General features: G+C 56.1%; 20 protein-coding genes. 7 read left to right on the forward strand and 13 right to left on the reverse strand.

The features are described from left to right. Window position 1 precedes the first annotated feature (1 nt). From spoT to gmk, 3 genes are read right to left on the reverse strand one after another with little or no spacing between them, the layout of a single operon-like run. Window positions 2–2113, reverse strand: a complete 2112-nt coding sequence (spoT, locus tag B3X29_RS20625; protein ID WP_103177696.1) for a bifunctional GTP diphosphokinase/guanosine-3',5'-bis pyrophosphate 3'-pyrophosphohydrolase — start codon at window positions 2111–2113, stop codon at window positions 2–4. Between the two features lie 19 nt (window positions 2114–2132). Further along, entirely contained in the window at window positions 2133–2408 is a 276-nt protein-coding gene (gene rpoZ, locus B3X29_RS20630) for a DNA-directed RNA polymerase subunit omega (RefSeq protein WP_039030179.1), read from the reverse strand. 54 nt (window positions 2409–2462) lie between these two features. Continuing rightward, window positions 2463–3086, reverse strand: coding sequence for a guanylate kinase (gene gmk, locus B3X29_RS20635; protein WP_103177697.1), 624 nt, complete (start codon window positions 3084–3086; stop codon window positions 2463–2465). 250 nt (window positions 3087–3336) lie between these two features. Here gmk and ligB point away from each other — a divergent pair, with 250 nt between their 5' ends. After that, the gene (ligB, locus tag B3X29_RS20640; protein WP_290567180.1) at window positions 3337–5007 is read left to right on the forward strand and encodes an NAD-dependent DNA ligase LigB; all 1671 of its coding nucleotides are present in this window, start codon (window positions 3337–3339) and stop codon (window positions 5005–5007) included. On the opposite strand, the gene B3X29_RS20645 is transcribed toward ligB, so the two are convergent. The 3 genes from B3X29_RS20645 to B3X29_RS20655 all read right to left on the reverse strand — a co-directional run bounded on the left by B3X29_RS20645 (window position 5004) and on the right by B3X29_RS20655 (window position 8761). After that, complete coding sequence (locus B3X29_RS20645) at window positions 5004–5621, reverse strand: trimeric intracellular cation channel family protein (protein WP_103177699.1); 618 nt, start codon at window positions 5619–5621, stop codon at window positions 5004–5006. The two genes, ligB and B3X29_RS20645, sit on opposite strands and share 4 nt — an antisense overlap. A gap of 165 nt (window positions 5622–5786) precedes the next feature. Then, window positions 5787–7724 (reverse strand): acyltransferase family protein, encoded by a 1938-nt coding sequence (locus B3X29_RS20650; RefSeq protein ID WP_159340414.1) that lies wholly within the window; start codon window positions 7722–7724, stop codon window positions 5787–5789. 173 nt (window positions 7725–7897) lie between these two features. Next, window positions 7898–8761 (reverse strand): YicC/YloC family endoribonuclease, encoded by an 864-nt coding sequence (locus tag B3X29_RS20655; RefSeq protein ID WP_103177713.1) that lies wholly within the window; start codon window positions 8759–8761, stop codon window positions 7898–7900. A gap of 125 nt (window positions 8762–8886) precedes the next feature. Between B3X29_RS20655 and rph the strand changes: the two genes are divergently transcribed. After that, window positions 8887–9603: a ribonuclease PH gene (gene rph, locus B3X29_RS20660; protein ID WP_159340413.1), complete on the forward strand. Its 717-nt coding sequence runs from the start codon at window positions 8887–8889 to the stop codon at window positions 9601–9603. A gap of 67 nt (window positions 9604–9670) precedes the next feature. Continuing rightward, window positions 9671–10312: an orotate phosphoribosyltransferase gene (pyrE, locus tag B3X29_RS20665; RefSeq protein WP_103177715.1), complete on the forward strand. Its 642-nt coding sequence runs from the start codon at window positions 9671–9673 to the stop codon at window positions 10310–10312. Between the two features lie 70 nt (window positions 10313–10382). Here pyrE and slmA read toward each other — a convergent pair whose 3' ends face one another. From slmA to coaBC, 3 genes are all read right to left on the reverse strand, one after another. Beyond that, window positions 10383–10979 carry a nucleoid occlusion factor SlmA gene (slmA, locus tag B3X29_RS20670; protein WP_103177716.1) on the reverse strand — a complete coding sequence of 199 codons (597 nt, stop codon included), beginning with the start codon at window positions 10977–10979 and terminating at the stop codon, window positions 10383–10385. 116 nt (window positions 10980–11095) lie between these two features. Beyond that, entirely contained in the window at window positions 11096–11554 is a 459-nt protein-coding gene (gene dut / locus B3X29_RS20675; RefSeq protein WP_168191994.1) for a dUTP diphosphatase, read from the reverse strand. Beyond that, window positions 11532–12743, reverse strand: a complete 1212-nt coding sequence (gene coaBC / locus B3X29_RS20680; RefSeq protein WP_156655424.1) for a bifunctional phosphopantothenoylcysteine decarboxylase/phosphopantothenate--cysteine ligase CoaBC — start codon at window positions 12741–12743, stop codon at window positions 11532–11534. The genes dut and coaBC overlap by 23 nt, the downstream gene beginning before the upstream one ends. Before the next feature lie 174 nt (window positions 12744–12917). Between coaBC and radC the strand changes: the two genes are divergently transcribed. The 4 genes from radC (at window position 12918) to mutM (ending at window position 15110) form a co-directional block, all read left to right on the forward strand. Further along, window positions 12918–13583, forward strand: a complete 666-nt coding sequence (gene radC / locus B3X29_RS20685; protein ID WP_156653683.1) for a RadC family protein — start codon at window positions 12918–12920, stop codon at window positions 13581–13583. Between the two features lie 218 nt (window positions 13584–13801). After that, a complete protein-coding gene (gene rpmB, locus B3X29_RS20690) occupies window positions 13802–14038 on the forward strand; it encodes a 50S ribosomal protein L28 (RefSeq protein ID WP_002436699.1) in 237 nt (78 codons plus the stop codon). Window positions 14039–14060: 22 nt separating this feature from the next. Then, window positions 14061–14228 (forward strand): 50S ribosomal protein L33, encoded by a 168-nt coding sequence (rpmG, locus tag B3X29_RS20695; RefSeq protein WP_013094893.1) that lies wholly within the window; start codon window positions 14061–14063, stop codon window positions 14226–14228. 72 nt (window positions 14229–14300) lie between these two features. After that, window positions 14301–15110: a bifunctional DNA-formamidopyrimidine glycosylase/DNA-(apurinic or apyrimidinic site) lyase gene (gene mutM, locus B3X29_RS20700; protein WP_103177718.1), complete on the forward strand. Its 810-nt coding sequence runs from the start codon at window positions 14301–14303 to the stop codon at window positions 15108–15110. Window positions 15111–15150: 40 nt separating this feature from the next. Here the strand turns inward: mutM and coaD are convergent, their stop codons facing one another. From coaD to B3X29_RS20720, 4 genes are all read right to left on the reverse strand, one after another. After that, window positions 15151–15630, reverse strand: coding sequence for a pantetheine-phosphate adenylyltransferase (gene coaD, locus B3X29_RS20705; RefSeq protein WP_159340412.1), 480 nt, complete (start codon window positions 15628–15630; stop codon window positions 15151–15153). A 3-nt stretch (window positions 15631–15633) separates the two neighbouring features. Then, window positions 15634–16404 (reverse strand): glycosyltransferase family 2 protein, encoded by a 771-nt coding sequence (locus B3X29_RS20710; protein ID WP_159340411.1) that lies wholly within the window; start codon window positions 16402–16404, stop codon window positions 15634–15636. Continuing rightward, window positions 16404–17678 carry a lipid IV(A) 3-deoxy-D-manno-octulosonic acid transferase gene (gene waaA / locus B3X29_RS20715; protein WP_103181012.1) on the reverse strand — a complete coding sequence of 425 codons (1275 nt, stop codon included), beginning with the start codon at window positions 17676–17678 and terminating at the stop codon, window positions 16404–16406. Before waaA ends, B3X29_RS20710 begins: the two co-directional genes overlap by 1 nt. A gap of 154 nt (window positions 17679–17832) precedes the next feature. After that, window positions 17833–19467, reverse strand: coding sequence for a sulfatase-like hydrolase/transferase (locus tag B3X29_RS20720; RefSeq protein ID WP_159340410.1), 1635 nt, complete (start codon window positions 19465–19467; stop codon window positions 17833–17835). Between the last annotated feature and the right edge of the window lie 13 nt (window positions 19468–19480).

The raw sequence follows: 19480 nt of genomic DNA on the forward strand, positions 1-19480 counted from the left end.
ACTAGTTTCGGTTACGGGTGACTTTAATGACGTCAGCCATCACGCGGATTTTACGCATGATATTCGCCAGATGCACACGGTCACGCGCGGTCAGACGAATAAAGGCGCTGTAGACCCGGCCATCCTTCTCTTCGGTATTCAGGCTATGAATATTCGAAGAGGCGGTATTGATCGCCGCGGTCAGGTTCGCCAGCGCGCCCTGGTGGTTGAACATATCTACCTTGATCTCGGTGATAAATTCCTGCTCGGTCTCTTTATCCCACTCGACCGCCATAAACTTCTCTGGCTCTTTCTGATAGCCGCGGATGTTACGACAGGATTCGTGATGGATAACCAGACCTTTACCCGGGCTGACGTGGGCGATAATCGGATCGCCAGGGATAGGGCGGCAGCACTTGGCAAAGGTGATCAGTACGCCGTCGGCGCCCTTGATCGGCAGATGACCGTGGCTGGTTGATGACGGCTGCGGCACCGAGGTTTCACCCTGCTGCAGGTTCTTCGCCACCACCACGCTCATCGCGTTGCCAAGACCGATCTCTGCCAGCAGGTCATCAAGCGAGGCGAGCTTCATACGCTCCAGCTCGTGCTGAATGCTCTCTTTCGGGATCTCAGCCAGCTTGCGGCTACCCCCCAACGCATGGTTGAGCAGACGACGACCCAGGCTGACGGAGTCATCGCGTTTGAGGTTCTTCAGCAGCTGACGGATCTTGGCGCGCGCTTTCGAGCTCACGACGAAGTTGAGCCACGCCGCGTTCGGACGCGCGCCTGGGGCGGTAATGATTTCTACCGTCTGGCCACTGGTCAACGGCTGTGACAGCGGATACGGCTGCCTGTCGACGCGTGCCCCCACGCAGGCATGACCGATATCGGTATGCACGGCGTAGGCGAAGTCGACCGGCGTGGCACCAGCAGGCAGCTCGACAATGCGCCCTTCTGGTGTGAAAACGTAAATCTCATCCGGGAAGAGATCGGATTTAACGCTCTCGATGAATTCAAACGAGCTACCGGCGCTCTGTTGCAGCTCCAGCAGGCTCTGCATCCAGCGCTGGGCGCGGATTTGCGCGGTAGTGCTGGTTTCGCCGTGCTCTTTGTAGGCCCAGTGCGCGGCAACACCCATCTCCGCCATCTGATCCATATCTTCGGTACGAATTTGCACCTCAACCGGCACGCCGTGCGGGCCAATCATCGAGGTGTGCAGAGACTGATATCCGTTCGCTTTTGGAATGGCGATATAGTCTTTCATTCGGCCCGGACGCGGCTTATAGAGGCTGTGCATCTGACCGAGCACGCGATAACAGGTGTCGGCGTCATGAACGATCACGCGGAAGGCGTAGATATCCATGATCGAGTGAAAACGCTGCTCTTTAAGCACCATTTTGCAGTAGATAGAGTACAAATGCTTTTCGCGACCGCTGACGCGACAGGGAATACCGGCTTCCTGCAAACGCCCTTCGATTTCCGAGAGGATCTTCTGAATCATCTCTTTACGGTTGCCACGCGCGGCTTTCACCACCTCTTTGATCACACGGAAGCGGTTCGGGTACAACGCTTCAAAACCCAGCTCTTCCAGCTCGGTTTTAATGTGATGAATACCTAAACGGTGCGCCAGTGGGCTGTAGATTTCGAGGGTTTCACGGGCAATACGGCGACGTTTGTCCGGGCGAAGCGAGCCCAGCGTGCGCATATTGTGGGTACGGTCGGCAAGTTTGATCAGAATGACGCGGATATCCTGCACCATCGCCATGATCATCTTGCGAAAGTTTTCGGCCTGCGCCTCTTTCTTGTCGCGGAAATTCAGCTTGTCAAGCTTAGAGACCCCTTCCACTAGTTCGGCAACGCTTTTGCCAAACAGCTGTTCCATATCCTGGTAGGTGGCAGGGGTGTCTTCGATCACGTCATGCAGCAGGGCGGCCATCAGTGTTTCATAGTCGAGTTTCATCTCGGCCAGAATACAGGCCACCGCTACCGGGTGCGTGATATAGGGTTCACCGCTTGAACGTGTCTGACCCTCGTGAGCGTCACGTGCAACGAGATACGCCTGCTGGAGACGTTTAATCTGATCTACCGGCAGGTAGGTTTGAATCAGTTGATTCAGGCTTTCAAACAGATACAAGGGCGACCCGCAGGTTTAATTAACGACGACCTTCAGCAATGGCGGTAACGGCCTGCAGTTCTGCGGCTTCCTGCTCTTGCTGCTCCTGGCGCTCACGAACATCGAGGATCTGGCTGTTGATCAGGCCTTCTTCGATTTCGCGCAGTGCGATAACGGTAGTTTTATCGTTTTCTTCCGGTACCAGTGGATCTTTACCGCCTGACTGCATCTGACGAGCGCGACGCGCGGCGACCAGCACCAGGTCAAAACGGTTACCAATTTTCTCTACAGCGTCCTGAACAGTTACGCGTGCCATACTTAAAATGCTCCACAGATGAAGAAATGACTGGGCATGATACTGAATGTGGGTTCAGTCTGCCAACAGTTTGGTGATTAATGCGTCATGTCGCTGCTTCTGGCGGCTCATACGCAGACGTTCGGCGCGAAGGATAGTTTTGAGATCGCTCAGGGCGGCGTCAAAATCATCATTCACAATCAGGTAATCATATTCGGCGTAATGGCTCATTTCCGCAACTGCCTGGGCCATACGTTTTGCGATAACCTCTTCGCTATCCTGGCCGCGGCCACGGAGACGGCGATCCAGCTCATCTTTCGATGGCGGCAAAATAAAAATGCTGCGTGAATCGGGCATTTTCTGGCGAATCTGCTGCGCGCCCTGCCAGTCGATATCCAGGAATACGTTTACGCCGGTCGACAGCACTTGCTCGATGGTTTCACGCGAGGTGCCGTAATAGTTACCGAAGACCTCAGCGTGTTCAAGAAACGCATCTCTGCCAATCATCGTTCTGAATTCATCGTGATCGACAAAGAAATAGTGTTCACCGTGTACTTCACCCGGACGCGGCGCGCGCGTGGTGTGAGAAACAGAAACCTGCGTATCGTACAACGGTTGGGTTTTTAACAGCGCCTGAATCAGGCTGGATTTACCCGCGCCACTTGGGGCAGAAACAATATAAAGCGTGCCTTGAGCCATGAGAGTCTTTGTATGTTGATAGCGTTGAAGTCCTACATACGGGCTTATTATACACGTCGCCGCTTCGTGACGTAGCCTTTGTCACACTTTTTCCGCATTCCGGTTGATTTTTGCGTACCTTTTTCCGGTTTTATGGGGCGTTTGCTGCAACAAAGATTTAATTCTGAGATTGCCTCGTAAAGTCGTTTTTTGCCTCTCGCCTGCGGCTGTGCTTCGCGTTATACCCCCTGCAAAACAGGGAGGAGTGACGATGTGGCGATATTTTAGCGTGCTGTTAGCAATCTGGAGCAGTGCCGGTCAGGCGATATGCCCGGTCTGGTCGCCTACCCAGGCAGAGCAGGAGATAGCCAGGCTCAGCGCGCAAATAGCACGCTGGGATAAGGCGTACTGGCAACAGGGCACCAGCGACGTCAACGACGAAGTCTATGACCAGCTGGCGGCAAGGCTTAAACAGTGGCGGCACTGCTTTGGCGACGAACAGGCGGCAGACGTACCGGTGGCTGCGGGTGGTTCGGTCAGGCACCCGGTCGGCCACACTGGAGTCGCGAAGATAGCCGATAAAACAGCGCTCCGCCAGTGGATGCAGTCGCGTCGCGATCTCTGGATCCAGCCAAAAGTGGATGGTGTGGCGGTCACGCTGGTCTACCGCCAGGGTCAACTGGTGCAGGCCACCAGCCGTGGCGACGGACTTAAAGGCGAAGACTGGACGGAGAAAGTAAAACGCATCGCCTCGGTTCCCGGGCAGGTAAAAGGCCCGCTTGCCAACAGCGTGTTGCAGGGGGAGCTCTTTTTACTGCGCGATAACCATATCCAGAAGCAGATGGGTGGGATGAATGCGCGGGCAAAAGTCGCCGGGACGATGATGCGACACGATACCGGCGCAGGGCTGGATAAGATCGGTATTTTCATCTGGGCATGGCCGGACGGCCCCGCCTCGATGCCTGAACGGCTACAGGCATTAACCCAGGCAGGGTTCACCCTTACCGGGTTATGGACGCATAAAGTCAGTTCGCTGGAGTCAGCAGAAAAAATACGCGAACGCTGGTTTACATCGCCCCTGCCGTTTGTGACCGATGGGGTCATCATCCGCTCGGCGCAGGAGCCTCCGGGTCACCGCTGGCTTCCCGGCGAGGGCAGTTGGGTCGTGGCGTGGAAATATGCGCCGGTCGCCCGGGTTGCCGAAGTTCGGGCCATCAATTTCACCGTGGGGCGTACCGGCAGGATCGCGGTGGTTGCCATCCTGGAGCCCGTACAGCTTGATGATAAGCAGGTGCAGCGCGTAAACCTCGGGTCAGTGGGACGCTGGCAGGCGCTGGATATTGCGCCGGGGGATCAGATCCAAATTAGTCTGGCCGGGCAGGGGATCCCGCGCGTGGATAACGTCGTCTGGCGGGGGAGCGATCGCCGCAAACCCGTGCCGCCAGAAAGGCGTTTTACCCCGCTCACCTGTTTTTATGCCGCGCCGGAGTGCCACGGGCAGTTTATGGCCCGGCTGAAGTGGCTGAGTTCGTCGTCGGTGTTAAATATCGCCGGGCTGGGTGAGGCTGGCTGGCAGTCGCTGCATCAGGCGCACCACTTTGAACATCTCTTTTCCTGGCTGGCGCTCAGTCAGGAGCAGTTGCAACACACACCCGGCATAACGTCAGAGCGGGGCCTGCGGCTCTGGCATCAATTCAATCTGGTTCGCCGTCAGCCTTTTACCCGCTGGCTGGATGCGCTTGGCGTTCCCCTGCCGCGAAGGGCCCTGCGCGCGCTTAGCGATCGGCAGTGGCAGCAGTTACTGGAGAGAGATGCGTTACGCTGGCATCAGGTGCCGGGCATCGGCCCGGAAAAGGCGCACAGGCTGGTGGATTTTGTTCATCATCCCACCGTTAACGCCCTGGCTTCCTGGCTGGGTGAACAGGGCGTAGAGGGCTTTTAGTGACTATCGTGGGTGTAATAAAAAACGGGTAATCCCAGTTTCAGACGCAGCGCCAGCATGCGGGCGGTAAAGCCAAATAAGAGCGTGGAGATGATCACCACATCCTGATTGCTCACGTAATGCTGCAAAGCGACATAGAGCACGGCGGAGGCGAAAGAGACGCCAGCGTAGAGTTCTTTCTGAAAGACCAGCGGGATGCGTTTACAGAACATATCGCGCAGCACGCCGCCAAAGACGCCGGTGATCACCGCCGCGATAGTGGCGATCACCGGGCCCTGGCCCATATCCAGCGCGACCTGGGCGCCAATAATGGAGAAGACGATCAGGCCGAGGGCATCCAGCACCAGAAACAGACGGCGCAGATGGGGCATAACCGGGGCGGCAATGGTGGTCAACACGGCGGCGACGGCCACAATAATCACATACTCAGGATGTTGGACCCAGCCGAGCGGATAGTGGCCCAGCAGGATATCCCGAACGGAGCCGCCACCCAGCGCCGTGGCAGTGGCAATAATAATGACGCCGAAGGTGTCCATACGACGACGTCCGGCGGCGAGGGCGCCGGTCATGGCTTCAGCGGTGATACCGATCAGATACAGGATATGCAGCAGCATGTTACCCCCAGAAATAAGAGCGTCAGGGTAACGTTTTGTGCTCTGGCTCACGATTTAGATTTTTTTGTGCGATCGAATATGCATTAGATTATCTAATGCAACTTTGGCTTAAAGAGGTCTATTACCTGTTTTTAACATAGATATTGCATTAGATTAATTTGGCCTTTAACGCTGCTGGGGGCTAAAAATCTGCCGGAACATCGGCACCAGCATCTTATTCCCGGTTTCGCTGAGGTGGTTATCGTCGAAATACCATGGTTGTAAATTCTTACTGCCCATGCAGCGGCCCGCCGTACAGAGCCAGGCGGTGGGATCGAGCACCTGAACGCCACACTGTTTTGCCGCCCGCGCCTGCGCCTGCAAAATAACGGCGTTTTGTTTGGCGTAAGTCGCGACGGGTATGGATAAGTCGTGCGTGGTTTTGCCGGTCATCAGGCGATGAGATAACGTGCGGGGAACGTTTTGCGCCATCTCGGGGATCGGATTCACCAGATAAACAGGACGCGTACTGTTGAGCGAGCATGCCATATCAACGATGGCATCAGAGTACTGACGCAGGTAGTCCTGCTTGTTTTGCTGCCCGGCCCCGAAGGTGACAAGCTGCTTTTCGGCATAGTGCGTCAGGCGGTTCACAATCACCACCGGTACGTCCGGCGCGTAATCCTTCAGCCTTGAAGGGAGAGAGCGGTTAAATTCCCCGCATCGATTGCGCGCCCCCAGTTCGCCCCTTGCCAGCGTCGGACAGCCAGAGTAGGTGATCCCGATAACAGAGCCCCTACCTTGCGCCGCTTCTGCCAGCGCGGTTGCGGTGGCTTCCGCATGGCTGTCGCCAATGATGATGGCGACGGGCTTCCCTGTGCCATAGGCGCTCAGGTGCGTTTTAGGATTGGCAGCGTAGTTTTTGTTGGTGGCTTCCAGCGCGATTTTATTGACGAGCGGGTCGGGCTGGCTGACCACGATCTGGTTTTTCACCAGATAGCTGAACAGCCAGGCGACACCTACGCAGGCAAAGAGGATCAACCAGAAAGCGCGGCTTGAACGCTGGCTAAGGTAATTTTTGCCGGGTTGCTCAATCAGCACCCACGACAGCCAGCCGATGGCGAAGGAGAGCGCAATCGCGCTCATGACCCACAGCCCGTTGTGCAGCTTTCCGCTGTAGAGCAGAACCACCGCCACAGGCCAGTGCCATAAATAGACGGAGTACGAGCTCAGCCCCGCCCAGCGAAAATTACGGTCGAACAGGCTCACCAGCGGCTGGTAGTCGCTGTAGATCACCAGCATCGCGCCCGCGACGGGCAGTAAGGTCAGCGGTCCTGGCCAGGCATGCTCAGCGGTGATGAAAAAGAGTGACAGCAGGATCAGCGTGTAACCCGCGATTGCCGCAACCGGGCGAAGCATCAACGGCATCACAAAGCGCTGCGAGGCATACCACACCAGCCCACCGCATAACATCTCCCAGGCGCGATAAGGCATCAGGTAGAAGCTGGTGGCCGCAGCGTTGGGCGTGTGGGTGACACTCACGATAAACGACGCAACGGTGAGTATGGCCAGGCATAAACCGGTGTTCAGTTTTTTTCTGAGGGGATAGAGCCCCATCATAATGAAGGGTAACACCAGATAAAATTGCCATTCGACGGACAATGACCAGGTATGTAAAAACCAGTTCTCATGGGAGTCGGGAGCAAAATAGTCCCCGGACTCTTTGTTAAGTTTCAGATTGGATATAAATAAGGCAGCATAGCCAATATAATTTCCGAGTTTCTGGTACTCATTTGTTGGCAACCAGAAAAAGGTCGTCGCGGCGACGATCAGACACATCGCCAGCAGCGCGGGAATTATTCTTTTACAGCGCGCGGCATAAAACTGAATAAGGTTGAAGCTATTTCGCTCAAGGCCTGTGGCGATGATTTTGGTCATCAAGAAGCCGGAGATAACGAAAAACACATCCACACCAGCGAAACCGCCGGGCAGCAGGGTGGCGATAAAGTGATAAAACACTACAGAAAGAATGGCTATTCCGCGCAGCAGGTTAATGTCCTGCCGGAAATCGCGGTCAACTGAGAGGCTGGAGGCTTCCTCTAAGGATAAGTTGATGTTTGCCATTATGTTTCCTGAGAGGAAAGATAAGAATATTGAGTGCGGCGTGCATTCTAACAAAAATAGAAAAGGAGTTCTTATATTCTGATGCGCAGGTGGGATTCAGGACATACTTAAAGTCATTAATTGACAATGGTCCCTTAGCGGGACCATTAATAGCGAAAAACGCGCGCTAATGTTTATTCGATATTCTGAATCTGTTCGCGCATCTGCTCAATAAGCACCTTCAGTTCAATCGCAGAGTTAGTGACTTCGGCGTTGATAGACTTGGACGCCAGCGTGTTCGACTCGCGGTTGAATTCCTGCATCATAAAGTCGAGACGACGGCCCACGGCCTCTTTCTTCTTCAGGATGTTGTAGGTCTCTTTGACGTGCGCTTCCAGACGATCCAGCTCTTCCGCCACATCGATACGCTGGGCCATCAGCACCAGCTCCTGTTCGAGACGGTTGTTTTCCAGCTGGACTTCGGCATCTTCCAGTTTGGCGACCAGACGCTCACGCTGCCACTGCAGAATCTCCGGCATATGGGCGCGGACTTTCGCCACTTCACCGCTAACGCCTTCCAGGCGTTGCTCGATCAGCGCTTTCAACGCCTGACCTTCGGTTTCACGGGCTAAAATGAAATCGTCCAGCGTGCTGTCCAGCGCGGTAAGGATCTCAGCGGTAATGGCGTCCAGATCCTGTTCGCCTGCCGCCATCACGCCAGGCCAGCGCAGAATATCCACCGGGTTAATTTCGCCTTCGTCGCTCTGCATTTTGACCCAATTAGCGGCGTTCACCAGCTGTTTAGCCAGTTTCTCGTTCAGGATCAGCTCACCTTGCGCGCTCGCATCGGGCTCAAAACGCAGGTTGCATTCAATCTTTCCGCGGGTCAGGCGAGCGCGGATACGCTCACGCACGACAGGCTCAAGGCTGCGGAACTGTTCTGGCATACGGAAATAGGTTTCAAGATAGCGTTGGTTTACCGAGCGCATTTCCCAGGTAGCGCTGCCCCAGCTACCCTTGATTTCACGGCGGGCGTAGGCGGTCATACTGCGGATCATAGACTTTTCCGTTTTCAGAGGAGAGATGGGGGGATTATAGCTTTCGGGGCTTTCTCAGGATAGGAATAAGCGCGTTTAATCCGTATAATGCGCAGCCACATTCGTTTCAAGCCGGAGATATCATCATGCGTCCATCAGGTCGTAGCGCCAACCAGGTGCGCCCCGTCACCCTGACCCGTAACTATACAAAACACGCTGAAGGTTCCGTGCTTGTTGAATTTGGTGACACCAAAGTCCTGTGCACCGCCTCCATTGAAGAAGGCGTACCGCGCTTTCTGAAAGGCCAGGGGCAGGGCTGGATCACTGCCGAATATGGCATGCTGCCACGCTCCACCCACACCCGTAACGCCCGCGAAGCGGCGAAGGGCAAGCAGGGCGGTCGCACCATGGAGATCCAGCGTCTGATCGCGCGTGCGCTGCGCGCCGCTGTTGATCTGAAAACCCTGGGCGAGTTCACCATCACCCTGGACTGCGACGTGATCCAGGCGGACGGCGGCACCCGTACTGCCTCTATTACCGGAGCCTGTGTGGCGCTGGCCGATGCCCTGAACAAACTGGTTGCGACCGGTAAACTGAAAGCGAACCCGCTGAAAGGCATGGTGGCGGCGGTATCAGTAGGTATCGTCAATGGCGAAGCGCTGTGCGATCTGGAGTACGTTGAAGACTCCGCGGCAGAGACCGACATGAACGTGGTGATGACCGAAGATGGTCGCATCATCGAGGTACAGGGCACGGCAGAAGGCGAGCCGTTTACCCACGAAGAGCTGCTCTCTCTGCTGGCGTTGGCCCGAGAGGGGATCGAATCTATCGTAACGACGCAGAAGGCGGCGTTAGAAAATTGATTTTAAAGGCGACTGATGAGTCGCCTTTTTTTTGCCTGTAAGAGAGAAAAGAGAAAGGAGCGAATCCATGAAACCGTATCAGCGCCAGTTTATTGAGTTTGCGCTTAGCAAGCAGGTACTTAAGTTTGGCGAATTTACGCTGAAATCCGGGCGCAAGAGCCCCTATTTCTTTAACGCCGGGCTGTTTAATACCGGGCGCGATCTGGCACTGTTAGGCCGCTTCTATGCCGAAGCGCTGGTGGATTCCGGGATCGAATTCGACCTGCTGTTTGGCCCGGCGTACAAAGGTATTCCGATTGCGACCACCACCGCCGTGGCACTGGCGGAGCATCACGATCGCGATGTGCCGTACTGCTTTAACCGCAAAGAGGCCAAAACCCACGGCGAAGGCGGTAATCTGGTCGGTAGCGCGTTGCAAGGTCGGGTGATGCTGGTAGACGATGTGATCACCGCAGGCACCGCCATCCGTGAATCGATGGAGATTATCCAGGCGAATAACGCCACGCTGGCGGGCGTGCTGATCTCGCTGGACCGCCAGGAGCGCGGACGTGGCGATATCTCCGCCATTCAGGAAGTGGAGCGTGACTACAACTGCAAAGTGACCTCAATCATCACCCTGAAAGATCTGATTGCCTGGATGGAAGAGAAGCCGGAGATGGCAGAGAGCCTGGCGGCAGTGCGCGCCTATCGCGAAGCGTACGGCGTATAAGTCAATGGCCCGGTGGCGCGACGCTTACCGGGCCTACGAAAACCGTAGGCCGGATAAGGCGGATACAGGGTTACTGCAACTGCGCGGCCACGAGCGGCCAGCGGGCATCAAAATCGTCCGTCGGACGATATTTGAATTCACTGCGCACAAAGCGGGAGAGCATCCCTTCACAGAAGGCCAGAACTTGCCCGGCAAGCAGTGATTCATCCGTGGTGAAGCCTTCCCCTTCGCGCATTTTCTTTTCGCGTAATACCTGGCGCAGCTGCGCCTCAATACGTTCGAAAAGCTGGTTAATACGCCCCTGCAATCTGTCCTGTTCAAACATCAGCGCGTGGCCGGTCAGGATACGGGTTAACCCCGGATTGCGCTCGCCGAAACCGAGGATCAGCAGGACAATCAGACGCAGCCGTGCGGTGGTGTCTTTTTCATCCTTCAGAATCAGGTTGATACGCGTGATCAGGCTATCTTCGATAAACTCGATCAGGCTGTCGAACATCCGCGTTTTGCTGGGAAAATGACGGTACAGCGCCGCTTCCGACACGCCCACAGAGGCGGCCAGTTTTGCGGTGGTGATGCGTTGACTGCCATCGCTGGATTCAAGCATCAGAGCCAGAGATTGAAGTATTTCTTCGCGACGATTCCTTTTCGCTGTTTGTTTTTCTGCCATGTTACAAAATACCCCTGAAAATAATCACTAGTCAGGCTGACGTCCACACAACGACCGCAAACGGCTGTTTGCGGTTTGTTATTACGTTATACGTTGTGGGATGCGTATAGCCGGGTTTATTTACGCCCGGAATGGCCGAAGCCGCCTTCGCCGCGATCGGTCGCGTCGAAATCTTCTACCAGATTAAATTCAGCCTGTACCACCGGGACGAACACCATCTGGGCGACACGCTCGCCGGGTTGAATGGTGAAGCTCTCCTGGCCACGGTTCCAGACAGAAACCATCAGTTGACCCTGATAGTCAGAATCGATAAGACCCACCAGGTTGCCCAGCACGATACCATGCTTATGACCCAGGCCGGAACGCGGCAGGATCACCGCCGCCAGAGAGGCGTCGGCAATGTGGATCGCAAGGCCGGTCGGCAGCAGCGTGGTAGCGCCGGGTGCCAGTTCTACGGCGTCGTCGAGGCAGGCACGCAGGTCAAGACCGGCAGAGCCGGAAGTGGCATAGGTCGGCAGTGGAAATTGCTGACCAACACGCGGGTCCAGAATCTTAACGTCGATTTTTTTCATCATAACGGGTAACGATCTCGTCCAGTAATTGTTGGCCCAGGAGTTCCTTGCGCTCAAGCGGTAAGACTTTATCTCCATCCTGCCAGAAAAGGTGCAATGCGTTGCTGTCGCTGTTGAATCCTTGTGAGGCCAGCGATACGTCGTTCGCGCAAATCAAATCGAGGTTTTTGCGGGTACGTTTTTGCCGGGCATATTCTTCCACATTATTCGTTTCAGCGGCAAACCCAACGACGTAAGGGCGGCGATCTTTTAATGCCGCGACCCCGGCTACGATATCGGGGTTTTTCACCATTTTTATCGTGATTTCATCGCCTTGCTTTTTGATTTTCTCATCGGCTATGGCGGCAGCACGATAGTCCGCCACGGCAGCACAGCCGATAAAAATCTGCTGCTGCTGCGCATGGGCCTGAACCGCGGCGTCCATTTCCAGCGCGGTAGTGACGTCGATGCGCTGCACCCCTGGAGGCGTTGGCAGCGAAACCGGGCCGCTCACCAGCGTCACCTTTGCCCCGCGCGACGCGGCGGCGGCGGCAATCGCAAAGCCCATCTTGCCGGAGCTTTGGTTGGTGATATAGCGCACCGGATCCAGCGGTTCACGCGTCGGACCCGCGGTAATCATGATGTTGAGATGTTGCAGATCGTTGACAGGTGAAAAATGACTCGCGGCCAGATCCACAATCGCCAGCGGATCCAGCATGCGGCCCGGACCCACATCGCCACAGGCCTGGCTACCGCTATCCGGCCCCCAGATTAACAGCCCGCGAGAGGCGAGGGTCGCCAGGTTATGCTGCGTTGCCGCGTTGCGGTACATCTGCTGGTTCATGGCCGGGACCACGGCAACGGGCGCCGGAGTGGCCAGGCAAATAGTGGTAACCAGGTCGTTAGCCATGCCGGCGGCAACGCGGGCGATGAGATCGGCGGTGGCGGGGGCGAGGATGACTAAATCGGCCCATTTACCCAGCTCAATATGGCCCATTGCGGCTTCTGCCGCCGGATCGAGCAGGCTGTCCGACACCGGGTAGCCTGAAACGGCCTGCAGGCTCAGCGGCGTAATGAACGCTTTGCCCCCTTCGGTTATTGCCACCCGCACGTCCGCCCCGCGCTCGCGTAAACGGCGCACCAGTTCCGGCGTTTTATAGGCTGCAATGCCGCCGCTCACGCCAAGAACGATTTTTTTACCGGCCAGGCTCATCATGATTCTTTCCTGTTGGGTTCAGCTGAGAGGCGGGCATTTTATCACAATCCGAAAAGCATCGTGCTGTTGTCCATCCGCCACTTTGCGAGGCGCTACGCAATACGAAAAACAGAGCCTCGTGAGGCGACAGGTGCTGTGGCAGCATAGCGTGGTGATGGAGAAGGAGAGGGTATGGAGACACTATCCCCGCTGCTGCCGCGGGAGAAAATGCTACGGGATGGCGCGACACGGCTGACGGACGAAGAGCTGCTGGCGCTCTTCCTGCGTACCGGGACGCGGAGTAAAAACGTGTTTGCGCTTGCCAGAGATCTGTTGCAGCATTTCGGCTCGCTGCACGGTTTGTTATCCGCAGAGCTGAAGGATTTCAGGCGGGTCGAGGGAATTGGCCTGGCGACATTCGCCCAGCTGAAAGGGATTGCGGAGCTTGCCCGCCGTTATTACTGCTCGGGGATTCGGAGCATCAATCCGCTAAAAGACCCGCAGATGACCCGGGAGTTTGTGCGCAGCCAACTGGCGGAAGAGGAGCGCGAGATCTTTATGGTTATCTTCCTCGATAACCAAAACCGGGTGCTGAGCCACAGCCGGTTATTTTCGGGAACCCTGCGCCACGTTGAGGTGCATCCCCGGGAAATTGTGCGCGAAGCGATAAAAGTGAATGCCGCGGGCGTGATCCTCGCGCATAATCACCCCTCAGGGCGCGCCGAACCGAGCAAAGCCGACAGAGACGTGACCGCACGCATCATTAAATGCTGTCAATTCATGGACATTTGTGTTCTTGATCATCTGGTCATTGGCCGCGGAGAGTACGTTTCGTTTGCCGAACGTGGGTGGATTTAAGCCATTTCTCGCGATCCATCGGGATCTTTGTCTGTTCGGGACTTGAGCACATCCGCGAGTCAGCGTATACTACGCCACCTTTGAGAATCTCGGGTTTGGCAATTGGGCCTGGCAATCGATGGTTCACTAAGAACTACGCGATGACCGGGCTGTAAAGCCTGACGAGGCGCCGATACCCCATACGAAGCTCGAGCTAATTTGATTTTTGGAGAATAGACATGTCCCGAGTCTGCCAAGTTACTGGCAAGCGTCCGGTGACCGGTAACAACCGTTCCCACGCACTGAACGCGACTAAACGCCGTTTCCTGCCGAACCTGCACTCTCACCGTTTCTGGGTTGAGAGCGAGAAGCGTTTTGTCACCCTGCGCGTATCTGCTAAAGGTATGCGTGTAATTGATAAGAAAGGCATCGATACAGTTCTGTCTGAACTGCGTGCCCGTGGCGAAAAGTACTAAGTACTTAAAGAGGAAATAAATCATGGCTAAAGGTATTCGCGAGAAAATCAAGCTGGTTTCTTCTGCTGGTACAGGTCACTTCTACACCACCACGAAGAACAAACGTACTAAGCCGGAAAAACTGGAACTGAAAAAGTTCGATCCAGTTGTACGCCAGCACGTTATGTACAAAGAAGCTAAAATCAAATAATTTTAGATTCCTTGTATTGAAAAACCCCGCATCTGCGGGGTTTTTTGCATTCTGCATCTCAACGGAGGAACCATGCCTGAATTACCTGAGGTAGAGACCAGCCGCCGTGGCATTGAGCCTCATCTGGTCGGTGCGACCATTCTTCACGCTGTTGTCCGTAACGGTCGTCTTCGCTGGCCGGTCTCTGACGAGATCCATGCGCTAAGCGATAAACCGGTTCTCAGCGTACAGCGCCGCGCAAAGTACCTGCTGCTTGAGTTGCCTGACGGTTGGATCATCATCCATCTGGGCATGTCCGGGAGCCTGCGCATCCTCAGCGAAGAGTTGCCCGCAGAAAAACATGACCATGTCGATCTGGTGATGAGCAACGGCAAAGTGCTGCGCTATACCGATCCGCGTCGTTTTGGCGCCTGGCTGTGGACCAAAGAGCTGGAAGGGCATAATGTGCTGGCGCACCTCGGGCCGGAGCCGCTCTCTGACGCGTTTAACGCGGAGTACCTGAAGGCGAAGTGCGCGAAGAAGAAAACCGCCATTAAACCCTGGCTGATGGATAACAAGCTGGTGGTCGGCGTGGGCAATATCTACGCCAGCGAATCGCTGTTTGCCGCCGGGATCCATCCCGATCGGTTAGCCTCATCTCTGTCGTCGCAGGAGTGCGAGCTGCTGGTGCGGGTGATCAAAGCCGTACTGCTGCGTTCGATTGAGCAGGGCGGAACTACCCTGAAAGACTTCCTGCAAAGCGACGGCAAGCCGGGCTACTTTGCTCAGGAGCTACAGGTCTATGGCCGTAAAGATGAGCCGTGTCGGGTCTGTGGCACACCGATTGTGGCAACGAAGCATGCCCAACGGGCAACGTTCTATTGCCGTCAGTGCCAGAAATGATGCGGAGGCCCGGTAAGCGCAGCGCCACCGGGCAAAACCCTTATTTCAGCTTGTCCATCAGCGCCTGATGCACGCTGGCGGGTAAGAAATGGGTGACGTCACCTGCGTGGCGCGCCACCTCTTTGACCAGCGAAGAGGAGATAAACGACCACTCTTTGGACGGCATCAGAAAGACACTTTCCAGCTCGGGCATCAGATGGCGGTTCATGTGCGCCAGCTGCATCTCATATTCAAAATCGGCCACCGCGCGCAGTCCGCGAATCAGGATATTGGCCTGCTGAGCGCGGGCAAAGTTCGCCATCAGATCGCTAAAGCCCACCACGTCAACATTGGTCAGATGTGCCGTTGCGGCTTTCGCCAGCGCAACCCGCTCATCGAGATCGAACAGGGGCTTTTTGCTGGGGCTGGCGGCAATCGCCAGAATCACCGTATCAAACATGTTTGCGGCACGCGTGACGATATCGATATGGCCGTTGGTGACAGGATCAAAGGTACCCGGATAAATCGCTTTTGTGCTCATGGCTCACGCTTTCTCAGAGTAGCCGCGGCTCAGCGCCCACAGCTCGGTGTATTTATTAAAAGTATACTGGGCATTAACCACCGCCAGTAACCAGCCCTGCTTACCGTCCAGCACGCCGCCACGTAGCACCAGCGTCTTCAGAAACGCGCCGACGGTGTGGCTGAAAATCCCAGCCAGCGAGGTTTTCTTGCCGCGCTGATGGCGCTCCTGGGCCCACGCCGTGGCGTAATTAAGCTGTTTACGCTGAAAGCTGGCGAAATCACGGCAGGTCAGATGCAGGAGGTCGCCATCGAGGGCAGTCACTGGCGCACCGTCGCAGGCCAGCGACTCATGAACCAGGTTATCGTTGTACTGATAGCGCGTCCGCGGATAAAGACGCATAACGCGATCGGGATACCAGCCGCTGTGACGCATAAAGCGGCCAAGGAAATAGTTTCGCCGGGCGATGCTGTAGACAACATCAGGCTGAGGGGCCGCCAGTACGCGCTGGATGGCCTGTTTAAGCTCTGGGGTCACGCGTTCGTCGGTGTCGAGCATCAGGACATAATCGCCGGTGGCGAACTGCTGCGCCCGCTGGCGCTGAATACCATAACCCTGCCAGTCGGCATCGATATGGACCTGTACGCCGGCTGCGCGGGCGATGTTAACCGTGTCGTCGCTACTGCCGGAGTCGAGCAGGATCAGCTCATCGGCCCATGCCACAGAGGCGAGGCAATCCGGCAGCAGGTCGGCGGCGTTTTTGGCGATCATCACCACCGACAGACGCGCAGACATCAGTGGCTCCGCAGGGGCAGGTAAGGTTGCAGCAGTTGCAGCAGGCGGGTCAGCGCCCCCTGGTTCTGATGCAGCACTTCGACAGCGTGACGGCCATACCACAGACGATAATCTTCGTCGGTCAGCAGGTTTGAAACCTCTTTTTCGATGGCGTTCGCATCGGTGACGGTAATCAGCCCGTCCGCCTGCTGCAGTTTGGCGCAGATATCTTTGAAGTTGAAGGTATGCGGCCCCATCAGCACCGGGATGGCGTGCGCTGCGGGCTCCAGCGGGTTATGCCCGCCACGCTCCACGAGGCTGCCACCCACAAAGGCCAGATCGGCAATACCGTAAAGCAGCATCAGCTCACCCATGGTATCGCCAATCACTACCTGGGTGCTGGCGGACGGGATCTCACCGCTGCTGCGCATCGTGAAGCTGAATCCGCCCTTTTGCACCATCTCGCGGGCATCTTTAAACCGTTCAGGATGACGAGGCACGAGGATCAGCAGCAGGTCCGGGAAGCGTTCAAGAAGCTGGCGGTGCGCCTGCAGGATAATCTCTTCTTCACCGTCGTGGGTACTGGTGGCGATCCACACTTTGCGGCGCGGCGCCCACTGGCGACGCAATGTGACTGCCCGGGCAGCCAGCTCCGGGGTAACAGAAATATCAAACTTCAGGCTGCCGGTGACCGCCAGCTGGTTGCGCTTCAGGCCCAGCGACAGGAATCGCGCGCCATCTTCTTCGTTTTGTGCCGCAATCAGGGTGATCTTGCTCAGCAGGCGGCGCATAAAGTTGCCCAGCTTGCCGTAGCCCTTCGCGGAGCGTTCTGACAGGCGAGCGTTAGCCACCACCAGGGGAATTTTGCGGGCGTGCAGGGCAGAAATCATGTTCGGCCACAGTTCGGTTTCCATTACGATCACCAGCTTAGGGCGCACGGTGTTAAGGAAACGGTTCATGGCACAGGGTAAATCATACGGCAGATAGACGTGATGCACATCTTTGCCAAAAGCGGACATGGCGCGTTCGGAACCGGTAGGCGTCATGGTGGTGACGGTGATCGGCAGCGACGGATAGCGGTGGCGCAGGGCGCGGACCAGCGGAATGGCGGCCAGCGTTTCACCCACCGAAACGGAATGGAGCAGGATACCGTCCGGCGCAACTTTGTTGCGGCAATAACCATAGCGTTCAGCCCAGCGTTTACGGTAGGCAGGCGCTTTACGGCTACGCAGCAGCAGTCGTAGCCACACCAGTGGCTGAATAATATAGAGCAGAGCGGTATACAACAATTCCAAGCGATTATCCGTTTTTTCAGTTTCGGCGGGCAAATTCTAAGCATTTAGGCCGTTTAAAGCTATCCCTTTGGCGCGTTTGCTCAGCCATTTGCCTGCGTTACGTGCGTTCACAGATAAAAAAACGGGCATTCGCTGCCCGTTTTTTTGTTTCTGCTTAACGTTCCGCTTCCGGCAACGCGTTCAGGTGGTAGGTGACACGCTCCGACAGTCCCCGAATATCACCCCCGGTGATAAAGTAGCTGTCGTCTTTCTGGTTCGGATTACTGACCGTATACCCCAGCATTTTGTTGATCAGCGTCGCCATCTGGTAATGGTTGAGCGGCATCTGCGGGCTGATGGCGCTCATCGCATACGCCGGATCGTTACTGAAGTAGAGGAACGGCACCTGGGCAATCGGCATCTCGACGATAGAGTGACCAAACAGACCGCCATCACCCACGCGCTCCCCGTGATCCGAGGTGATAAAGACCAGCACCGGCAGCTTTGATTTCGCCATGGCGGTACGGATCGCCGAAGCCAGCTCTCTGTCGTACAGGCGAACGGCATCATCGTACTCGTTTTTCTTCTGCGCCACGTCGTCATCGAGACGTGGGGTAGAGAATTTGGCGAAGCCTTGCGGGATGTTGCGCTCGTAAGGGATGTGCGGCGCACGGCTGTTCAGCACCATCAGGAACGGTTTGTTCCAGTCCAGCTTAGCCTGCTCAACCGAAGGGGTCAGCACCACATCGGCACCCACGTCCGGCGCCGGGCGGATCTGCGTATCTTCCCACAGGTCAATGTCGTGAATACCGATCCAGTTGCTCAGCCCTTCCAGGCCCTGGGCGGAGATAAACGCCGTCTGGTAGCCCTGTTTTTTGGCATTAGTGAAGATATTGGTCGACTTCGACTTATAGGCGCCGTAGTTATCCGGCTCACGCAGGTTGTTCACCAGCATCGGGATTGCCACGCGGGTCGAGACCGCGTTAGAGACGATCAGACGCCCGGTCCCCTGATACTGCTGCATCAGCGCTTTCAGCTCCGGGGTGGTGTCACGTTCATAGCCCAGGGCGCTGACGTGGTGCGGGTTCAGGCTCTCACCAATCGCCAGGATGATGGAGTATTTCCCGGCCTGACTACCCTCAACCGGCGTGACCTTATAGGGCGCATAATGCGTGAGGCTCTGGTTTTCGCCGGAAATGGCTTCCGGGATCAGGCGAATGGCACTGAAGCTCATGGCGGACAGACCGTTACGCAGTAAGGAGTGGCGCAGATCCGGGTTGAATTTATACATCTGCCCGTCGATGGCTTTATAGAACTGGCCGACAAACATCACCATGATAGCCAGCAGGCAAGGCATGGCGACCCACTTATGCCACTGCGGCGCGAGGCGGCGGGTAAAGACCAGCGCAAAGAGCACCGCGACGGCCATGATGACAAAGTAAATCCCAAGCGATCCGAGGCTGTCCGTAATGCCGCTGGCGATATCTTTGGTTTCGACAAAGGCCAGCCATACTTCGCTCGGGCCGTAAAACTGACCGTAGAACTGGTAATAGACCGCTTCCGATATCTGGACGATAAAGGTGACGGCCAGCAGTAGCCGGGTCAGGAAGAAGCGGGCGCTAATGGCCGCCAGCAGGGAGATAATCAGGTACAGCGACATGTCGCTGGATTTCGGCTGATAAACATGGTCTTTCAGCAGGATGATGATTTCACAGAGTGAAAACAGCACCAGGAAAACCAGGGTTAACACCACGGTGCGCAGGATATTGCGGCGCGGCGTGAGGGGCGAGAGTAAGGATGCTTTAAACATGAACGGACTCAAT

The sequence above is a fragment of the Leclercia sp. UBA5076 genome, assembly GCF_002416465.1.
Lineage (GTDB): Bacteria > Pseudomonadota > Gammaproteobacteria > Enterobacterales > Enterobacteriaceae > Enterobacter.